Source organism: Novosphingobium guangzhouense (genome assembly GCF_002896965.1).
Classification (GTDB): domain Bacteria; phylum Pseudomonadota; class Alphaproteobacteria; order Sphingomonadales; family Sphingomonadaceae; genus Novosphingobium; species Novosphingobium guangzhouense.
Genome location: NZ_LYMM01000023.1, coordinates 66,351 through 86,793, shown reverse-complemented (window position 1 = coordinate 86,793; position 20,443 = coordinate 66,351). Strand labels below are relative to the sequence as shown.

Sequence of the window (20,443 nt, the reverse complement as noted above, 5' to 3'; positions counted from 1 at the left end):
CCGCACCGGCGAACTACCAGGATGGCATTTTGAATAGTCGCCCGCTCTCGTCCTCGTCATGCAAGAGCAGTACGATTTCGTCCTTCTCGAAAAATGGCTGATCGGCTGCTCGCTTCGGCAAATCGGAATCGATGAGTGTCACGATCGACTGGATTCCCATGCTAGTGTAGCGGCGCAGGACCGAGATCAGCACCTCCTTCTTGCGGTCATCCAGAGATTCCAGCACACCGTCGTGATAGGCAAAGCGCGGAAACGCCTCGCCGAGATGCGCTCGGATCAGTGCAAGGTCGAAAGCCACACACAGCAGCTTTCGGTAGCTGTGCCCACGATCGGCGCTGGTGGCGTTACCGGCCTCATCGAGCAGTTCGGCCTTGAACTCGAGATGTCCCAACCTGTTGACCGAAACATTGAGCAGCGCCTTGCTGTCGATCACTTCTTCCACGATCTCATTGAAGTAGAGCCTGATCGCGGAGAACAGGCTGTCGGCTGTGGCGCTCTTCATTTCGACATCGGCCTCGATCGCGCTTTGCAGATGGACCTTGTCCTCCTGCAGCGACCGGATATCGGTGCGCAGCTGTTGCAGGCGATGGACGAAGTCGCGCTGCCGCTGGAGCGACTGGACGTCGGCACGCAGCGTCACCAACTCACTGGTGAACCGACGGTATTTCGCAAAGGTATCCGTCTCGCTCAGGAATGCGAGCATCTCTGCCCGCCGTTTTCCCAGCGTGTTGAGCTCGCCGTTGATCGCCTTCAGTTCGACGTCGATGTCCGCGCGTTCCTCGATCAGATAGCCCTGTCGTTCTTCGGTGATAGCCTTGTTGAAGTCGATCAGCTGCTGGAAGTCGCGCTTGATCTGTCCTCCGAAGAGCATGCCAGCCTCTTGGAACAGTTCAGCGGCCTCATCAGGGTTGAAGAGAATCTGATCGTCCTGAAGCGAGGCAACAATTTTCTTGCGGTTGGCCATCAGAGAATAGCGCCGAGCGTTCAGCGCCGCGATCTTCTCATCGATCTTGTCGACCAGGGTTTTGGTTTGCGACTTGTCTTCACTGCGAAAGTCAAAACTGTCGAGGAGGGCCTGCTTCTTTTCAATCTCTTGCATTTTCAGCAGGAGGATGCCGTCGATCTTGCCGGCGTCCTCGATGTCGCCGCCGCTCAACTCCTGCCGGATATTGGCGGACCTGGTCTCCATTTCGGTGAGCGCCGCTTCCTTCTCATAGAGCTCGGCGATCAGTTTCGCGTCGAACCCCAGGATATGGGCAAGGAACGGCTTCCAGTCGGCATGCGAATTCGCGAAGCGCCGCAGGTGGAAAACGTCCCCGAAATCCTCCTGCGATCGCAGGAAATAGCCGAGCCCCTTGCGGTAAGGCCAAGGCTTGAGCGTGCGCCAGTCCAGATAGCTGTCCAGCATCTCTTTCGCCCGATCGAAGGGCACATCCATATGATCCCATTCACGATCTGCGAGCGTGGAGAAATCCTGATGGCGCGCGAAATGCTTCTTGAATGCAATCCGGCTCTGCTCGGCAACGCTGCGGCGTACCGTGACATAGGTGCCGTCGAGCAGCTCGATTTCGAGAAAGAATACAAACTGGCCGAACCGGTCCTCATGCCGGAACAGGAAGAACTTGGGATCCTTGCCGGCCAGGAAGCCGAAGTCGAGCAATCGGCCAAGAGTCGTCTTGCCCAGATTGTGGGTGTCCCGGTCCTGGTTCTCGGGCAGCCGAATCTGCGCCATGACGACGTTGAGTTCGGGCGCGAATTCCACTGCGGCGAAGAGGGCCGGCCGATCGGTATAGAGCTTAGACGGCTTCATTCAGGCCAACATACTCGAAGGAATCCGTTTTGGGATGGTAGATGACGAGGCCCAGCAGGAACAGGAAATTGAGCGAGGGCAGGAACAGGACATCGCCGCCAGGCACCGCCTTGCGCGCATACGCGAGCAATGAACTGTAATCCGCCAACCGCTTGGCCTTCAGCCTTTTGAGCAGAAGCAGGGCGACGTTTACGACGGTGCGGTCGGGATGGGCATGCTTGCTAGGCCGTAGCATCGTCCACCCCCAGTCCGATGTCGCAGTTCCAGTACATATAGAACACGACTGCGCGCGTCAGCCGCTTGTGCTGCCGCAGCACCGGATCGCGATTGAACAACAGATCGACCAGATAATTCATGGCTGCGTCGAAATTCTGGTAGTCCTTGCGCTTCGCGATGATCTTGAGCTGAAATTCCTCGACCGCCGTCTCGTAAGCTCGCAGAATGTGCTGGTTCTCGGGCGCGGCGAGGAAGGCGCGGATTTGTGCGGTGTCTTTAAGATAGAGCTTGCGCTGGAGCTTCGCATACTCCGGCGTCATCTGATTGAGGTTGTTCTTCACCTCATACGATGTGCGAGCCTCCGGCGGCTGGTCGATCGTCTCGGTGATGAGCGCGCTGTGCGCCGCGAAGGCCTCGACGACCTCGGCCAGTTCATCGGGCGAAACGATCAGCGGAGAATCGACGGGATCGAGCCGGGCAACTTTCGCGACCTCGGGAAACTGCTTCAGCCAGGATTCGAGCTGCTCGATCCCGCACAGATAGATCGAGCCTACGGGGACGCCGGTGGCCTCGGCGATGAAAGTGGTGATCGTCTGCTCGGCATTGCCCGCGAGCCTGCGATTGGCGAACAGCATATAGTGATCGAGCTGGCTCGCCGCACGCAGCTTTTTGACCCGCAGCACCTCTTCGCCAATCACGCTCTTGTCGGATTTGGCGCTGTAGAAGTCGGTTTCGGAGAAGCTCTTGTTGTAGCCGTTGGTGTGCTTCGCCTGGACGATCACCGTACCGACCCAGGGGGCAGCGGTACTCGGCATGAGCTGCGCGGTGCCGACGAACTTGGCGTCGCGACCGCCATCGGGTCCTTTGGCAAAGCCCTTGACACCGACACCGAGCAGGTGGCGACAAAGAAGCACGATCAGTTCCTCGAACTGATCGTCTCCAAGATCTTCGTATCGAAACATCATGTCAGTTTCAGGAGGCCACGCCCTAGATATAGGCCGTTGTGATGCCGAGCGTCGCCGCAGGCGGCGCTTCTATCGCAATTGCACTTAGGGCCAAGCTGTATTTCGAGGCTGCGCAGGTCAATTCCTCCTGCCAAAAAAACTGCTGCATGATTTGCGTGGTCGGCATGTTCCCGCATCTAGCCCTCCCCTTCCGGGAACAGGAAATTCGCCGGCACCTGAGGGAGTCTCTTGCGACGTGACTGACCCATCAGTTCCTTGGCCGGCAGGTCGACAAGCAACTCGAGCGACGGCAGGCCCTTGGTCAGGAGGTCCGCCCAGGCCACCGCCAGTTCGCGCCGCCGCTCGAGATAGGCCGCGCGGTTGTAGGCGCCCTCGACCTTACCTGTGGGTACATGCGCCAGCATCAGGTCGATGACCTTGCGATCATGCTTCTTGCCATGTCGCTCGGCCCATTCGTTCATGATCGTCGAGAATGCCGCCCTGAACCCGTGGGGCACATGCCGGCCATGATAGCCGGCCCGGTTGAGGAGATAGCCGATGGCATTTTCGCTCATCGGCCGGTGCCCGTGCCGGTTCCCGGGAAACACCAGTTCCCCTCCCCCGGTCAATGGCCAGAGGGCCCGCAGCACGTCGATGCTCTGCGAGGCGAGCGGGACCAGGTGATCGCCGCCGATCTCCTCCTTGCGATCGAGATCGCCTTTCATGCGCGAGGCCGGAATTCGCCATAGGGGCTCCTCGCCGTTAAGGTCGTGGAACTCCTCCCACAGCGCGCCACGAAGCTCGCTCGGCCTGACCGCCGTGAGAGCGAGCAAACGAAGCGCCAGCCGGGTGATCGGCCGCGCATAATCCTGCTCCGCATCGCCGATCATTTTCTTGAGTGCCTTGAGATCGGTGATCGCCGGCTGGCGCCCCTTGCGCAGCGGCTTGAGGACGGCGGCAAGCTTCTCGGCCGGATCCTTCTCGGCGATACCCTTGGCGATCGCAAAGACGAACACCGACGAAATTCGCTGCCGCAAGCGCCTGGCCGATTCGATCGCGCCCCGCTCCTCGATCGCTTGGAGGACCTCGAGGATTTTCGGAGGCGTCAATTCCGAGACCGGCAAGTCGCCGATGAAGGGAAAGGCGTCTCGCTCCAGACTGCGCAGCACGTCTTCGGCATGGACCCTGGCCCACTGCGCCTTGACGGTTTCATACCACTCGCGCGCGACCAGCTCGAAGGTGTTGCGGGCCTTCTCGAGGTTCGCCTCGATCCGCAGCTTCTTCTGGATGGCGGGGTCCTTGCCCTCCAGCAGCATCGCCCTGCCCTCGTCTCGTTTGCCCCTCGCCTCGAGCAGGGTGACCACTGGATAGCTCCCGAAGGCCATCGTCTTCTGCTTGCCGTCGTAGGCGTAGTTCCACTTCCACAGCTTCGATCCGCCCGGGGTCACCAGCAGGTAGAGCCGGTGGCTGTCGGTAACCTTGAAGGCCTTGTCGCGCGGCTTGACCCCGCGGATTTTTGCGTCGCTCAACATCGTCATCTCCGAGACCACGTTTTTCAGCGCCGAGACCACGAATCAGAACCACATGCGTATTGGAGGCCTGTGGACGACTGTGGTCGCCTGAGCCTGCTAAACGTCAGATTTCAGAGGGAAAAAATGTCTATCCGAGTGGACGTCTGTGGCCCCTCGTGGAGGGGCCTCTGGCGGAGAGGGTGGGAACGGAGGTTAGCGTTCAACGGACTGAATTCTCAATTTTTCATCATGCCGTGCGGGAGATTCAGCCACAATTAGGACCACAGGAAAAATTTGGTTTGATTCCTCATTAACTGGTAAGAAAATGCCGACGTCGTCACCGCGCTCATTCGAAAACCGTGATGAATTTCCAGCAACTCCGCGAGGACAACTCGAGCACCAGCGATAGCTTGAAAATTAATTCATGCGTCGATATAAAGCCGGAAGCCAGACAGGGCTACTAGGAACTCTTTTTTTGCGTGCCAGCGTGACGTGGATCCAAGCGTGGCTTATTTTCTAAGCGCGCGAGATTTACCGGTATAAGCCAAGGGCTTAGAGGGTTATTTCGAATCCCGGCGTCTCCGCCACCTTTCAGTGCTTTTTCAAGCACCTATGCGGCCAACCACTCACCTGCACAGTAAGTAGCTTACAAGCCTTCCCTTCGGGGACCGATAAGCAGATCGTAAGCGCTGGCAACCCGGCGCCCGTTCACGAGGGCTGGAGCGAAGCAGGTCGATCCTATCGTTTTGAGACATCCCTCACCGCATCGATATAGGCGACGGTAAATTCAATCAGTGCAGTGGTTGTGTCCTGTGCCCGCACCTGCTGGTTGCGGCCAATTTCGCCTTTCTTGCCCGTGACCGTGATCTGCCGATAGTTCAGCACGCCAGCCATACTTAGACGTCATACAGAAACTCTTGTGCCATCCAGCGGCTTGGGATAGCGCGCCGTACCTGCCCGTAACTGGTGCAGGCAAAAGATCGCGCCGGTGCTTCGAGAGAGGCTTAAAAGGGAACGCGGTGAGAAGGGTTTCTCTTCGAATCCGAGGCTGTCCCTGCAACTGTAAGCGGTGAGCGCGATGCATATGTGTGGCGGGACGAAGGTTTCTGCCGCCAGTCACTGGGCCGGACGCTAATTCATGCGAGGCCTGGGAAGGCCATGCATCGCTGTGTTGACCCGTGAGCCAGGAGACCTGCCTGCGTCTGGTCGCTCATGCCGTGGTCCAGGGGATGGCCAAGGCCCGGAATCTTTCCGTCCGAGCGACGAACCAGCGGTGGAGGCCGCATCGGTTCGCGCAGACGGTCGCCCACGGCGTCCGGCCGCAGGCGCGTGCCGACCGTCTTTATGACGGCAGGCCTCCCACCCAGTCGCAGGCGCCCGGGGGGGGGAATGATGATGAATTTCAGGAAATGCAGTGCTCTCGTGCGCATCATGGCAAGTACTGCAATAGCGCTGACAGCGATGCCCGCCTTGGCCGAAGAGGCTGCCACCGACGGCGCGGACGGCGGCTCCAGCGAGATCGTAGTGTTCGGGCGCGGCGAGGCCAAGATCGGCGCCGCGCATGCCGCCAGCGAAGGCAGCGTCGGCGGTTCCGACCTGCTGGTCCGCCCACTGCTGCGTGTCGCCGAACTGCTCGAAGCGGTGCCCGGCATGGTGGCGGCACAGCATTCGGGCAGCGGCAAGGCAAACCAGTACTTCCTGCGCGGCTTCAACCTCGATCACGGCACGGACTTCACCACCTATATCGATGGCGTGCAGATGAACCTGCGCAGTCACGGGCATGGCCAGGGCTATCTCGACCTCAACGGTCTGATCCCCGAAATCGTCGCCCGCGAAGACTTCCGCAAAGGGCCGTACCGCGCCGATGGCGGCGATTTCGCGCTGGCCGGGACGGCCTACATGACCACCATCGATCGGTTCGACCGCCCGTGGATTTCGGTCGAGGGTGGATCATACAAATCAGGGCGGCTGGCCGCCGGGGGCACAATCACGGATGTGGCGAGCGGCAGCTTGACCCTGGTGGGGCAGGCCAAGCGCTATGATGGACCCTGGCAGCAGGCGGAACACCTTCGGCATTACTCCGGCTTCGCGAAGTACACCGCGCCCACCGGCGAAGGCACTCTCGAAGCCTCGCTTCACGCCTACCACGCCACCTGGCGGCCGACCGAGCAGATCCCCGAGCGGATCATCGGCAGCGCGCTATGCCCTGACGAATTCTGCTCGCCCGATCCTTCTGCGCGCCGCCGCACGACGCGCTTCGTCGGCAACATCGCGGTTCGGCAGCCGAGCTGGAGCGCGAATGTCTATGCCCAGTACTACGACTAGGACATGTATTCGAACCCGACCTATGCCGATCCGGACGGCACCAGCGCGCAGATCGACCAGTTCGACAAGCGCTGGGTCGTCGGCCTTACCGCGCGCAAGCAGTGGGATGTAGGCTCGACACTGCAACTGAGTGTGGGCACGGAAAACCGCTACGACCACATTGGCGATGTCGGCGTGAACCGCACCGAAGGCCGCGATTTCCTGTTCTCGCTGGGCCGTTACCACGTCGAGGAACTGTCGGGAGCGCTATACGGTGAAGCGACCTGGAAGCCGCTGCCCGGCCTCCGGCTGACGGGCGGCCTGCGCGGTGATTACTATCACTACTCCGTACGTGCGCGAGATGCCGTGGCGGCCGAGCTTGGCACCGGCAGTGGGCACGATTCCATCGTGTCACCCAAGGTGTCGGCAGCCTACCAGATCGCGCCGCAGTTCGAGGTCTACGCCAACTGGGGGCGCGGCTTCCATTCCAACGACGTGCGCGGCGCGGTGAACGTGGAATCGCCCGTACCGGTACTGGTACGCGGCACGGGCAAGGAACTGGGCGGTCGCCTGCAACTTGGAACCGTCTCGCTGACCGCCACTTACTGGTGGCTCGACGTGGGCAGCGAACTGCGCTTTGTGGGTGATTCCAACGCGGTGGAGCCGACCGGCGCCAGCAAGCGTCACGGCTACGAGGTGGTTGGATTGTGGCGCCCGCTGCCGTGGCTGGCGCTCGATGGCAGCTATGTTGCCAGCCACTCTCGCTACGACAACGGCGATCGCATTCCCAACGCGGTCGAGAATGCAGCCTCCGCTGGCGCTGCAATCGTGCTCGACCCTTGGGAAGCGAGCGTGCGTGTCCCGCATCTCGGCCCATACCCCCTGATCGAGGACAACTCGGTGCGCGACAAAGGCAGCACGATCGTCAACGCCCGCGCCGCGTGGAAGGGCCGCAAGATCGAGATCTACGGCGAAGTGCTGAACATCCTCGACAGCCACGACAAGGACATCGCGTATTACTACGAATCCTACATCCCGGCGTTCGATACGAACGGCCCGGTTGAAGGCCGCCTCAGCCGCGTGATCGAACCGCGCACATTCAAGATCGGCGCACGCTACACGTTCTGATCCCGGTCCACGCCCTGTCCCGTCATTCGACCGGATAGGGCGTGGTCGTGCTGCGGTTCTCGTCCACCGTCACGGCGCGCCCGATCGGCGGGAAGGCGCGTTGCAGGCAGTTCGGGCGCTCGCAGACCTTGCAGCCTGCCCCGATCGGCGTCGCCGTGTCTGGGTCGGCAAGGTCGAGCCCGCGCGAGTAGACCAGACGCGCAGCATGGCGGATATCGCACCCCAGCCCGACCGCGAACGTCTTGCCAGGAACCCCATAGCCCGCATTCCCGCTGCCCACGGTACGCGCCACCCACAAGTAAGTGCGCCCATCGGGCATCTGCGCCATTTGCGTGAGCACACGGCCGGGTTGGGCAAAGGCCTCGTAGACGTTCCACAAGGGGCAACTGCCGCCGACGCGCGAGAAGTGAAAGTCCGTTGCCGACTGGCGCTTGGAGATGTTCCCGGCGCGGTCCACGCGGATGAAAAAGAATGGCACCCCGCGCGCATCCGCACGCTGCAGGGTGGATAGCCGGTGGCAAACCGTCTCGAAGCCGACGCCGAAACGGCGACCGAGCTTCTCGATATCGTAGGCTTCCTGCTCGGCTGCCGCCAGAAAATCGGAATAGGGCAGGATCAGCGCACCCGCAAAATAGTTGGCAAGACCCACCCGCGCCAGGCGCCGGGCTTCGTCGCCGGCAAGAATGCGATCGTCGGCAAGGCGGTCGATCTCTTCACCAAATTCGAGAAAGGCCAGTTGCGTTGCCATCTGGAACGTCTGCTGGCCGGGTTTGAGGTTGGCCGCGATATGCAGCGTGCGGGTCAGAGGATCGTAACGCCGTTGCGCCGTATCGCTGTCACCGCGAAAAACCTCGACGCCGTGCTTCTCGCGCAGCCATGCGGCGACGCCGTCCTGGATGGTGCGGGGTGTCAGCCCAGCACGGCGGTAGAGGCGTTCGGCAGCTTCATCGAGCGGTTCCACATGGTTGTGCCGGGCATAGAAGAAATCGCGGACCTGCTCGAAGGGCATGCGGGCGGGACCGCCCGAAATCCAGTCGTCGCCAAGCTGCGCGGCCATGGCTTCCGAACGTTCGGCAGCTTCGCGATAGCGGCGATGCAGCGCAACCAGCGTTCGTCCCACAGCGGGCATGTTCAAGGCCAATTCGCGCACTTCTGCGACCGAAATAGTCTCGGTGCCATCGGAAAGCGCATCGCGCAGGTCGGTGATGAGCCGCGCCTCCTCGTCCTCGGAGAACAGCTGCACGTCGACGCCGAACACGGCGTTGATCTTGAGCAGTACCGGAACCGTCAGTGGGCGCTGGTTCTGTTCGAGCTGGTTGAGGTAGCTGGCGGAAATCCCCAGTGCCCCGGCCAGTTCGACCTGCTTGAGACTGCGTTCCTCGCGCAGCCTTCGCAGCCGCACGCCCATGAATGCCTTGCGCATTGTCTTTACATTCGCAAAATTTGCAAAACAGCGAACTCATGTCCGCAAATCTTCGCAAATTGGTTTTCTATCTGTGCATAATGTAAAGCGGATCTTGCGAAGAAGTCGAGTTAAAACCGCCCGTGCATGATCATGCGGCTGGATTGCGCAGGACATAGGGCAAGATGCTGCCGTTGAGGTAGTAGGCCAGCTCGTCTGCAGTATCTACGCGGCACAGCGTCTCGAAGCGCAGGCCGGTGCGGTCACTGCGTTCGGCATCAACGGTTAGGCGATAGTCGAAGCCGCCAAGGATCGTGCGGTTGAGCGGCCCGCTGTTCGCTTCATCCCGGTATTCGCTTCATGCTGCAACTGGCTGTCGGTGGCCCAGCCATCTCTTTGGCCTGCGCCCTGCACTGCGCGGGCATAACCCGCCAGACCAACCACTGGCCGGTAGCCCCGCAGGTCATTTCAACCTCTCCGCAGGTTTCAGGGGTGCTCTTTCCGGCATAGTGTTTCCAGAACATTGCTAAAAATCCCTGATATTCTGCGGATGTTGGGTATTCAGCGCGAATTACTGATATGATGCAACATATCATTGACGCGCCCCTTTTGTGCTGACAGAAGCCCGCGCCGAACGGGGTCACTGCGCTGCCTCGGGATACGTTTATCTGGGGATCGCATGCTTCGTATTGCCAAGGACCGCCGGCTGCTTGCCGGAACTCTGCCGTTCGCCATGGCGCTGGCGCCGTGCGGCGCCGCTGCTGCCGAAGAAGCGGAAGCCGCAAGCGAGGAACGCCGCGAGGCGATCACCGTGACCGGCGTGCGCCAGGCCTATCGCGGCAATTTCGCAGTGTCGGAAATCCCGCAGTCGATCGCCGAGATTGATGCAAAGACGCTTGAGCAGAACGGCATCCAGCGGCTGACCGATGCGCTCGATCTCAATGCCTCAGTGGTACGACAAAATACGCTGGGCGGGTTATGGGATGCGTTCGCAATCCGTGGCTTTACAGGGGACGAGAACATGCCGAGCGGCTATCTCGTCAATGGATTCAATGGCGGGCGCGGTTTCGGCGGACAGCGTGACACAGCGGGGATCGAGCGGGTCGAGGTGCTCAAGGGCCCGGCCGCGGCTTTGATAGGGCGGGGTGAACCGGGCGGGACGATCAACCTCGTCACCAAGCAGGCCGAACTGGGGCACACATTCGGCGCCGCTGCGATCCAGTACGGCAGCTGGAACCGGGTGCGCGGCGAGGCGGACGTCAATGTTGCGCTGACCGGCGGCCTGACCGTGCGCCTGATCGGCTATGCCGAGGATGGCGATACCTTCCGCAATCACGTCCACCAGTCGCGTTGGGGCTTCCTCCCCTCGGTCGGGCTTGCTCTGGGGCCGGATACGCGCCTGACATACGACCTGGAGAAGACCCGCGTGGCCGTTCCGTTCGATCGCGGCATTGTCGTGCTCGATGGCAATTTCGACACCGTGCCGCGCTCCCGCTTTCTGGGTGAGCCGGGCGATGGTGATACGGTCGCTCGCGCTGAAGGGCACCAGTTGCGGCTGGATCACCAGTTCAGCGATCGCTGGAGCCTGCTGGTAGGCGGCAGCATTCGCGATACGCTGCTGACCGGGTTCTCCTCCGATGCCGAGACGGCGGCCTCGCGTCAGGCGCTCTACACTGATGGTCGTTCACTTTCCCGCCAGCGGCGGTCGCGCCGCTATGACGCGCGGCATTACGTGCTCCGCGCAGAACTGGCGGGCGAGTTCGAAACGGGCGCGCTGGCGCATCGCGTGCTGATCGGCGCGGATTACGACAACTTCGATTACAAGCAGCTTTTCCTGCGCTTCCGCCCACCCACCCTCAGCACAAACCCTACGGCTGAACAGGGCAACGTCATCGATATCCTCGATCCGGTCTATGGCCGCTTCCCGCTACCGATCGGGTCCGCCATGATGGACCGTACCGATCGCCAGACGTCGATCGGAGCTTACGTGCAGGATCAGATCGCAGTGACCGACCGTCTGCAGCTGCGCGTCGGCGGACGCTTCGATCATCTGACGCTGGAAACCGACAATCGCCTGACCAGCCAGAACAGCCGCCGCAAACGCAGCCGGTTCAGCCCGCAGGCAGGCGTAGTGTACGAAGTGAGCGAGCCGGTGACGGTCTACGCCACTTATGGGCAGGGCTTTCGCGCCAATGTCGGCACCGACGTGAACGGGCAGATATTCGACCCCGAACACAGCGAATCCTTCGAAGCGGGCGCGAAACTGAGCCTGATGGGCGGCGCGCTGACGGGAACTCTTTCCCTGTTCCATCTGACCAAGGCCAACGTGCTGGCTACCGATCCCAACGCGCCGGGCTTCTCGCTGGCTCTGGGCAAAGCCCGCAGTCGCGGCGCCGAGTTCGATCTTGCCGGAAAATTACCGGGCCGCGTCGATATTCTGGTGACTTACGCCTACGTCGACGCCGAAGCGCGCTCGGCGATGGTCGACCCCAATACCTCTTTCCAGGTGCAGGTCGGCGATGCTCTGGTGAACATTCCCAGGCACAACCTCAACATGCAGATCTCCAAGGCATTCACGCTGGGCGAGCGCGAGGCGCAGGTCGGTGCCGGGATGCAATATGTCGGCAAGCGCCGGGGCGAGACGGGAACCGATTTCATGCTGCCTTCGCACACCCTGTTCCGCCTGTTCGGCAAAGTGGATGTGATGGAGCATCTCGAACTGTTCGGCTCGATCACTAACCTTTTCGATGAACACTGGTACGCCAACAGCTACTCGCCGCTCTGGGTACAGCCCGGCGCGCCGCGTACCGGCACCATCGGCCTGCGCGCCCAGTTCTGATGGCAGGAGATCGATCGATGATGAAGTTTGCGTTTCTTGCCGCCACCCTCGCCTCTGCGCCCGCTGCTTTTGCGGCGGAACCGGCCCCGCCCGCCGTGCTGCCGCCCGCGCTCGCATGGTCCGGTGCGAGCGAGAAGCTGATCGTTCCCGCTGGCGATCCGTGGATTACCCCTGCCGAGGTCGCAGGGTTCCAGACCACGCCGTCTTATGACGAAGTAAGATCCTGGCTCGACAAACTGGCCAAGGCTTCGCCGCTGATCCAGGTCGAGAGCTTTGGCAAAACCGGCGAAGGCCGCGACCTGCTGATGGTGCGCGCCAGCAAGGGCGGCTCCGGCAAGCCGGTAGTGCTGGTGCAGGCCGGCATACATTCGGGTGAGATCGACGGCAAGGACGCCGGCCTGATGCTGCTGCGCGACATCGCGATGCGCGGCAAGGGCAACCTGCTCGACAAGGTCGATCTCGTCTTCGTGCCGATCCTCAACATCGATGGACACGAGCGCTCCAGCCCCTGGAATTTCCTTCACGTGCGCGGCCCGCAGGACAAGGGAACCGAGGGTAACGCCCGCAACATCAACCTCAACCGTGATTACGCCAAGCTCGATACGCCCGAGGTGCGCGCCATGGTGGCCCTGCTGCAGCGGCTGGACCCGGCGCTCTATATCGACTGCCACGTCAGCGGCGGCTTCGACATGCAATACGATGTGACTTACACGTATGCAGGCTGGGGCAAGTATGCGCGGCACCGCGCCACTGCGCTCTGGCTGGAGCAGCGCTTCGGCCCGACGGTCAAGGCAGCACTGACCCGCGCCGGGCACGAGCCGATTATCTACCCCAGCCCGATCGACACCCGCGATCCCCAGAAGGGCATCCGCTATAGCCCTGAAGGCCCGCGCTATTCGACCGGCTACGGCGACTTCATCGGCGTGCCCACTGTACTGGTTGAGAACCATATGCTCAAGCCGTACCGCCAGCGGGTCCTGGGCACTTATGTGCTGCTGGAAGCTGCGCTGAAGCTTGCGGCGCAAGACGCAGGACGCATCGCCGAGGCCAAGGCCATCGACCGCGCTGAACGGCCTAGGCAGATGCTTACCCGCTGGACCCCGGCGAAACAGCCGATCGGCTGGGTGGACAAGTTCAAGGGGGTCGCCTTCGAAACCTACAAGTCGGCCGCCACCGGCCGGATGGAGCAGCGCTGGACCGGCAAGCAGATCACCTTGCGCATGCCGATCATCGGGCAGGATCCGACCGAAGCTGTCTCGCTCCCCAGCGCCTGGCTGATCCCCGCCGCCCAGACCGAAGTGATCCGAAAGCTACGCCTCCATGGCATCAGCCTGGAAACGCTGGCGACCGAGAGAACCATCCGCGTGGATACGGTGCGAATGCATGATGTCAGGCTGTCCCCCGCGCACGACGGACGCATCCCGGTTACAGCGCGTTTTACGCATGAACAAAGCGAGGCGACGATCCCTGCGGGAACGGTGCGGGTTGCTTCCGATCAACCGCTCGGATTGCTGGCGGCGGCACTGCTGGAGCCGGAAAGCCAGGACAGCTTCCTGGCATGGGGCCTGTTTCCCGAGGTGCTTTCAGCGCCTGCAGGGACGGAGGATTTCGTGATCGCGCCGATCCTTGACGCCTTGCTGGCATCGGACGCTGAGTTGCGGGCGCAGTTCGAGCGCAAACTGGCTTCAAACAGCAAGTTTGCAGAAGATCCCGAAGCGCGCCTGCAATGGCTTTCCGATCGGCTGCCCCACCGCGATGCATTCAGCCTCGTTTATCCGGTAAAGCGCGTGGTCGCCGCGCAGTGAAGCCGAGCAATTCGAGGACTGGCCGGGCTGCAGAAGAACGACGCATGAGTAAGCGATACTACGATGGCTTGCTGGCGCGCTCGGCCGCTTCCATGACTCGCAGCAGATTTCCGCCCGCCAGTTTCGCCACGTCTTCGTCACTCCAGCCCCTGCGCATCAGTTCGACAAGCAGTGCCGGGTAAGTCGATACGTCCGATAGCCCTTCCGGCAACTGGTTGCCGACACCGTCAAAGTCCGAACCGATGCCAACGTGATCAACGCCTGCAACCTTGGAGATATGTTCGATATGGTCGGCAACTTCTCCAAGGGTGACGCGCGGCGCCGGGTGCGCCTTCAGCCATTGCGCATAGTCGGCAGCGGCCTTTTCCGGCTGCCCGATGTCGAGCCCGCCGAACGGGGGCGCATTGAGACGTGTCTTCTCCGCCGACGAATCCGCCGCCCAGCGGCGATAGGCATCGGAGACGTAGGGCGACGCGTAGTTCACCATGACCACGCCGCCGTTGGCCTTGAGCAGACGCAGCACTTCGTCGGACACGTTGCGCGGATGATCATCGACTGCCCGCGCGCTGGAGTGCGAAAAGATGACCGGCGAACTTGAAACTGCGATCGCATCGCGCATCACGCCCTCGCTGACGTGGGCCAGATCAACCAGCATGCCAAGCCGGTTGAGTTCGCGCACGACCTGCTTGCCGAAATCTGTGAGCCCGCCATGTTTCGGGTTATCGGTCGCGGAATCGGCCCAATCTATGGTGCGCGAATGGGTGAGGGTCAGGTAACCTGCGCCCAGTGCCGCGTAAGTACGCAGGATCGAAAGATTTCCATCGATCTGCCCGCCCCCTTCTACCCCGATCATCGAGGCGATGCGGCCCGACGCATGGGCGCGGCGCACGTCAGCGGCGGTGCGGGCCAGCGCAAAGGTCTGCGGATAGCGTGCCACGATCGCACGCACCAGGTCGATCTGCTCAAGCGTCTGGATGACCTGCTCGTCACCCGGCAAGTCCGGCGAAACCCAGACAGACCAGAACTGCCCGCCAACCCTGCCCTTGCGGAGCCGGACGATGTCAGTGTTGTAGCGGCCGGGCGTGGCCGAAAGGTCGGTCAGATCGAGCGTCCAGCGCTTGTCGCCCTCGTTCTCGCGCAGGGCCTCTGGCCAGTCGTTGTGACCATCGATCAACGGTGTCGCGCGCAGCACCTTCTCAACCCGGCCCGCGTAATCGGGGGGAGAGGAAGCGGCGACGGCAGGCGTTGCAACGGCAAGGGTGGAAAGCAGGACGAGAGCTGGCAGGCGGATCATCGGGGTCCTTTCGCGCGGCGGCGCGCCACTTGCGGTGTATCTTCGTTGGCAGGAGCGGTGCTCAACCGCTGCTCCTCGTGGATGTGGAGCATCGCTTCCATCAGCGTATCGTCCGCGCTGGACATGACGCCCAGCACTTCGGCCTCGTCACAGCCTTGTGCGGCGAGATATGCGTGGCCCATGCTGGAATCGATGTAAAGCGACTGCCCGGCCTCCAGAGTGACCGGATCGTAGAATTCTGTCTCAACCACGATGCTGCCGCTGAGGACGTAGATGAACTCCTCGCCGGAATGGCGCACAAGTTCGCCAAACTGTTCGGCCGAGCGGGCGCGGATCTTCGTGACCACCGGGATCATCCGCTTTCGCCGCAGCTCAGTACAAAGATAGTAATAATCGTAGTTCGCGGTCTCGACCCGTACCGAGCTTGCAAGGTCCCCAAGGCTGCGGCGCGCGGTAACCGGCTGGGCTGCATCCTCACCGGGTTCAGCGAACAGTTCTGCCATGCGCAGGCCCAGTCTTTGGCCGAGCGACTGAAGCTTGTCATAAGTCAGCGTAAGCCGATCATGTTCGATTTTGGACAGCGTGGATACGGGAATGCCGCTGCGCTGGCTCATTTCTTTCAGTGTCCAGCCTTCCCTTGCGCGAAGGCCGCGAAGCAGTGCTCCCAAAGTCGGCGGTGAGGTCGGCACCCGGCATTCCTTTCAGCACCATTGACGAATTTTCCAATCAGGATAACATCGTCCCAATCAGAACACCTTTCCCCACGTTATCGCCCCCTAGCCCGGGGCGCAACGGGGGAGATGCGAAAGGACAGGGCAATGGGGCAAGCGGGATCATTCTGGTCGCGAATTTCCAGACGATCAAAGGGGGTAGCTGCGGCAGCATTGCTGGCAGCGGGCGGCGTGGCATGGGCGCAAGTACCAAGCGCGCCATCGCCCGGCGCACCCTCCCCTGCCCTTGCGAATCCGGTGAAGCTGGCAGCGGCAGGTGACCTGACGGCAGCCGACCTGGACCCGTGGCTCGACGGCTACGTACCTTTCGCGCTTCACAGCAACGACATTGCAGGCGCGGTGGTGACGGTCGTGAAGGATGGCCAGATCATTGCCGCGCGCGGCTACGGCTATGCCGATATTGCAAAGCGTAAGCCGGTCGATCCCGCCAGCACGCTGTTCCGGCCGGGCTCAGTCTCTAAGCTGGTGACGTGGACGGCGGTAATGCAGCAGGTCGAAGCCGGAAAGGTCGACCTCGACGCCGATGTGAACACCTACCTCGACTTCAGGATCCCGGCCCGCAACGGCAAGCCCGTGACGATGCGCCAGATCATGACGCATACCGCTGGCTTCGAAGAGGCGATGAAGGATCTCATCACCTATCGACAGGACGGCGCGATCCCGATCGACGTCTACCTCAAGCGCTGGGTGCCGGAACGCATCTTCGATGCCGGCACCACGCCCGCCTATTCCAATTGGGCGACCACCCTGGCCGGTTACGTTGTGCAGCGCGTTTCGGGCATGCCGTTCGACGACTATGTCGAGGCGCGCATCTTCAAGCCGCTCGATATGAAGACCGCCAGCTTCCGTCAGCCGCTCCAGCCTGCCCTGCGCCCGCTGGCAGCGATCGGCTATCCGCGCGCCTCCCGGCCTGCGGATCCCTTCGAAGTGGTCGTGCCCGCTCCCGCCGGGTCGCTCTCGGCATCAGGGCTCGACATGGCGAAGTTCATGATTGCCAATCTCGATGAAGGGCGCGGCATCCTGCGCCCGGAAACCGCGGCCATGATGCACGACAGCCCGCTCGACAAGGTCAACCCCGCGTCGCTGATCCCACCGCTGAACCGCATGGAACTCGGTTTCTTCGAAACCAACATCAACGGCCGTCAGGTCATTGCGCATCTTGGCGATACCGAGAATTTCCACACTTCGCTGCACCTCTTCATGCGCGAAGGCGTGGGCTTCTACGTCTCGTTCAACAGCGCCGGCAAGGAAGGCGGAGCGCATCTTGTGCGCAGCCAGATGTTCCAGGATTTTGCCGACCGCTACTTCCCCGCCACCGGCAGGGACGGCCGCGTCGATGCGAAGACCGCCGCCGAGCACGCCCGGATGATGACCGGCCTGTGGGACGCCAGCCGTCGCGGCCATTCGAACTTTGTCGACGTGCTCAACCTGTTCGGTCAGACCGAAGTGACCGTGGACGAAGGCGGCGGCCTGCTGGTGCCTGCGCTGACGGGCCCCGGCGGCGCTCCGCAGAAGTGGGACGAAATCTCCCCCTTCGTCTGGCGCGCCCGTTTCGGGCACGATCGCCTCGCCGCGCAGGTCGTTGATGGCAAGGTCGTGCGCTGGAGCTTCGACATGATCTCGCCCTTCACGGTGTACGATCGAGTGCCCGCATCGCGCTCTTCTGCCTGGATTCTGCCCGCCGTATACGCGAGCCTTGCGGTGCTGCTGCTGACCTTGCTGTCGTGGCCGGTGACCGCCTTCGCCCGCTGGCGCTTCGCCGCATCGCTCAAGGTAGAAGGCCAAGCCCGCACGGCCTACCGGGCGACACGGTTCATGGCTCTTCTGACGCTGGCGACGATCGGCGGCTGGGCCGGGCTCATCATCGCGATGTTCTCGGATCTCGATATGCTCAGCAGCGGCAACGACTGGATGCTGTGGAGCCTGAAGGCTGCAGGCATCGTCGCCTTCTTCGGCACCGTCATCGTCGCTGGGTGGAATGCATGGCTGACCTGGCGCGACGGGCGGCACTGGACCGCAAAGCTGTGGAGCACGCTGGTCCTGCTGGCCGCGATCGTGGTGCTCTATGTGGCGCTGGCGTTCCACCTTCTGGCGCTCTCGGTGAACTACTGATGCGCCTTGTTGTCGAAACCGAGACGCTGCGGCTGGCGGAGCCGTTCCGCATCTCGGGCTACGTGTTCGAGACTGCGGACGTGCTGGTGGCCACGCTGCAGGACGGCGAGCATCGCGGCCGCGGGGAGGCTTCGGGCGTCTATTATCTGGGCGACGATCTCAACCACATGCAAGGCGCGATCGAAACGGCGCGTCCAGCTATCGAGGCGGGCTTGAGCCGGGAGGAATTGCGCGCTGCGATGCCGCCGGGCGGCGCGCGCAATGCGGTGGACGCGGCGCTCTGGGAACTGGAGGCCGCGCGTGCGGGCAAGCCGGTCTGGACCCTTGCCGGACTGCCTGAACCCCGGCCCATCGTCACGACCTTCACGGTCGGCGCGGACACGCCAGAGGCGATGGCGGCGAAAGCGGTAAGCTATGCACAAGCGCGCTCGATCAAGGTAAAGCTGACCGGCGACCTTGAACTCGACCTCGCCCGCGTGGCCGCAATCCGCGCCGCGCGACCAGACGTGTGGCTGGGCGTCGATGGCAATCAGGGCTTCGCACGCACCGACCTTGAAGCCCTGACGGCGGCGCTCGTCGAGCACGGCGTTGCGCTTCTTGAACAACCGCTGCCGCGCGGGGCTGAGGCGGAACTGGAGGGCTTCCGCTCCCCCGTGCCCATCGCCGGGGACGAGAGCCTCGTTTCGCTGACGGACGTTGCGGGCGCTGTTGGCCGTTTCGATGTGGTCAACATCAAGCTCGACAAGTGCGGAGGGCTGACAGAAGGGCTGCTCATGGCCAGCGCCGCGCGCGACCTAGGGCTCGGCGTAATGGTGGGCACGATGGTGGGCACAAGCCTCGCCACCGCGCCGGGCTTCGTACTGGGTCAAGTCGCCGACCTGGTCGATCTCGACGGGCCGACTTTCCTGGCGCAAGATCGCGCCCCGTCCGTAGTCTATGCAGACGGCACTCTATTCGCAGGCCCCGAAGTGTGGGGATCGGGCGCGGCATGACCAAGAGCGGGGGCACCTGGTTTGGCCAGCCAAAGGGCCTGACAGTCCTGTTCCTCACCAATATGTGGGAACAGTTCTCCTACTACGGCATGCGTGCGCTGCTGGTCTACTACATGACCCGGCAGTTGATGCTGGGCCAGGGCCATGCCTCGCTGGTCTACGGCACCTACACCGCCTGTGCCTACTTCACGCCCATCCTCGGCGGGGTGATCGCTGACCGATTCCTCGGCAAGCGACGGGCCATCGTGACCGGTGGCTCGATCATGGCGCTGGGGCATTTCATGATGACCTTCGAGCCGCTGTTCTACCCGGCGCTGGCGACCATCGCGGTAGGCAACGGCCTGTTCCTGCCCAGCCTGCCGAGCCAGATCGACGACCTTTATGAACGGGACGACCCGCGCGTTGGCTGGGCCTACAATGTCTACTACGTAGGGGTGAACATCGGCGGCTTTCTAGCCCCGCTGATCTGCGGAACGCTGGGTGAGCTTTACGGATGGCACTGGGGCTTCGGCGCGGCCGGGATCGGCATGGCGGCGGGCCTGGTGATATACTTGTGGGGCCAGCGCCACCTGCCCGAGCAGGCGCGACATCCGGCCGTGGAGCGCCATGCCGCGCCTCGCGCCCGGTTCCCCCGCCACACACTGCTGTTGCTCATCACCGTGGCACTGGCGGTCACTGTGTTTCGCGGCGCATACGAACAGGTGGGCAATACCGTCGCGCTCTGGGCGGACGTGGGAGTCGATCGGCACGCCGGAGCGGCAACGATCCCGATGACCTGGTTCCAGTCGCTCAACCCGCTGCTGGTCATGCTGATGACACCCCCGCTGCTCGCCTGGTGGCGCCGTCGCGCCGAGGCAGGACGCATTGAACGACCGGCGCGCAAGATGGCGCTCGGCGCGCTTGTGGTCGGCGGCGCATATGTGCTGCTGGCCGCGCTGGAAACCGCTGGAACCCCGGCTCACTGGCTCTGGCTGGCGCTTTTCTTCGCGATCCTTACCTTCGGCGAACTCTTCATTCTGCCCACCGGCCTTGGTCTCTTCGCCCGCCTGGCGCCGGAGGGCCTCGGTGCGACGACGGTTGCCGCCTGGTATCTGGCGACCTTCGCGGGCAGCCTGTTTGCGGGGCTCGTCGGGACCTTGTGGAGCGACATGGCGCATTCCGCCTATTTCCTGCTGCTTGCCGCAATCGCCGGAGCCGCTGCGCTGATGCTGCAACTGATCGATGGGTACGCTGGCACATTCGGGCAGACATGCCGCGAATCCGATTGACATTTTTCTGATTGAGACAATATTTTCACATCAAGATCGATCCAGCACCGTCCGGGTAGTGAGGATCGCATAGGTTCCATAGGGGGG

At 62.5% G+C, this 20,443-nt stretch carries 14 protein-coding genes, 1 pseudogene and 1 riboswitch; of the genes and pseudogenes, 6 read left to right on the top strand and 9 right to left on the bottom strand.

The features are described from left to right. Positions 1-13: 13 nt before the first annotated feature. The 6 genes from A8V01_RS06565 to A8V01_RS28485 all read right to left on the bottom strand — a co-directional run bounded on the left by A8V01_RS06565 (position 14) and on the right by A8V01_RS28485 (position 5,375). A complete protein-coding gene (locus A8V01_RS06565) occupies positions 14-1,810 on the bottom strand; it encodes a DUF2326 domain-containing protein (RefSeq protein ID WP_103095128.1) in 1,797 nt (598 codons plus the stop codon). Beyond that, on the bottom strand, positions 1,797-2,045 hold the full coding sequence (locus tag A8V01_RS06560) for an ABC-three component system middle component 8 (protein WP_103095127.1): 249 nt from the start codon (positions 2,043-2,045) through the stop codon (positions 1,797-1,799). The genes A8V01_RS06565 and A8V01_RS06560 overlap by 14 nt, the downstream gene beginning before the upstream one ends. Next, positions 2,032-2,991, bottom strand: coding sequence for an ABC-three component system protein (locus A8V01_RS06555; RefSeq protein ID WP_103095126.1), 960 nt, complete (start codon positions 2,989-2,991; stop codon positions 2,032-2,034). The genes A8V01_RS06560 and A8V01_RS06555 overlap by 14 nt, the downstream gene beginning before the upstream one ends. Positions 2,992-3,013: 22 nt before the next feature. Then, positions 3,014-3,157 (bottom strand): hypothetical protein, encoded by a 144-nt coding sequence (locus A8V01_RS28490; RefSeq protein WP_170065848.1) that lies wholly within the window; start codon positions 3,155-3,157, stop codon positions 3,014-3,016. 10 nt (positions 3,158-3,167) lie between these two features. Then, complete coding sequence (locus A8V01_RS06550) at positions 3,168-4,541, bottom strand: tyrosine-type recombinase/integrase (protein WP_342747351.1); 1,374 nt, start codon at positions 4,539-4,541, stop codon at positions 3,168-3,170. Between the two features lie 678 nt (positions 4,542-5,219). Beyond that, complete coding sequence (locus A8V01_RS28485; protein ID WP_170065847.1) at positions 5,220-5,375, bottom strand: hypothetical protein; 156 nt, start codon at positions 5,373-5,375, stop codon at positions 5,220-5,222. A gap of 75 nt (positions 5,376-5,450) precedes the next feature. Beyond that, a riboswitch (cobalamin riboswitch) is annotated at positions 5,451-5,695 on the top strand. A 217-nt stretch (positions 5,696-5,912) separates the two neighbouring features. Here A8V01_RS28485 and A8V01_RS06545 point away from each other — a divergent pair. Beyond that, a pseudogene (locus tag A8V01_RS06545) lies at positions 5,913-7,913 on the top strand (TonB-dependent receptor). Between the two features lie 22 nt (positions 7,914-7,935). Here A8V01_RS06545 and A8V01_RS06540 read toward each other — a convergent pair. Then, entirely contained in the window at positions 7,936-9,336 is a 1,401-nt protein-coding gene (locus tag A8V01_RS06540; RefSeq protein ID WP_103095125.1) for a short-chain fatty acyl-CoA regulator family protein, read from the bottom strand. A gap of 658 nt (positions 9,337-9,994) precedes the next feature. Here A8V01_RS06540 and A8V01_RS06535 point away from each other — a divergent pair. Together A8V01_RS06535 and A8V01_RS06530 are read left to right on the top strand one after the other, a co-directional pair. After that, positions 9,995-12,154: a TonB-dependent siderophore receptor gene (locus A8V01_RS06535; RefSeq protein WP_103095124.1), complete on the top strand. Its 2,160-nt coding sequence runs from the start codon at positions 9,995-9,997 to the stop codon at positions 12,152-12,154. Positions 12,155-12,171: 17 nt separating this feature from the next. Further along, positions 12,172-13,959, top strand: coding sequence for a M14 family metallopeptidase (locus A8V01_RS06530; RefSeq protein WP_103095123.1), 1,788 nt, complete (start codon positions 12,172-12,174; stop codon positions 13,957-13,959). Between the two features lie 58 nt (positions 13,960-14,017). Here the strand turns inward: A8V01_RS06530 and A8V01_RS06525 are convergent, their stop codons facing one another. Then, positions 14,018-15,253, bottom strand: a complete 1,236-nt coding sequence (locus A8V01_RS06525; RefSeq protein ID WP_103095122.1) for a dipeptidase — start codon at positions 15,251-15,253, stop codon at positions 14,018-14,020. Further along, positions 15,250-15,867, bottom strand: a complete 618-nt coding sequence (locus A8V01_RS06520; protein WP_425437274.1) for a helix-turn-helix domain-containing protein — start codon at positions 15,865-15,867, stop codon at positions 15,250-15,252. Before A8V01_RS06520 ends, A8V01_RS06525 begins: the two co-directional genes overlap by 4 nt. A gap of 204 nt (positions 15,868-16,071) precedes the next feature. On the opposite strand from A8V01_RS06520, the gene A8V01_RS06515 reads away from it, so the two are divergent. Genes A8V01_RS06515 through A8V01_RS06505 form a run of 3 tightly spaced genes read left to right on the top strand, consistent with a single transcriptional unit; the run spans position 16,072 to position 20,356 of the window. Next, a complete protein-coding gene (locus A8V01_RS06515) occupies positions 16,072-18,096 on the top strand; it encodes a serine hydrolase domain-containing protein (RefSeq protein ID WP_103095120.1) in 2,025 nt (674 codons plus the stop codon). Next, positions 18,096-19,088 (top strand): dipeptide epimerase, encoded by a 993-nt coding sequence (locus A8V01_RS06510; protein ID WP_103095119.1) that lies wholly within the window; start codon positions 18,096-18,098, stop codon positions 19,086-19,088. The genes A8V01_RS06515 and A8V01_RS06510 overlap by 1 nt, the downstream gene beginning before the upstream one ends. Next, positions 19,085-20,356, top strand: coding sequence for a peptide MFS transporter (locus A8V01_RS06505; protein ID WP_103095156.1), 1,272 nt, complete (start codon positions 19,085-19,087; stop codon positions 20,354-20,356). Before A8V01_RS06510 ends, A8V01_RS06505 begins: the two co-directional genes overlap by 4 nt. Positions 20,357-20,443 lie beyond the last annotated feature (87 nt).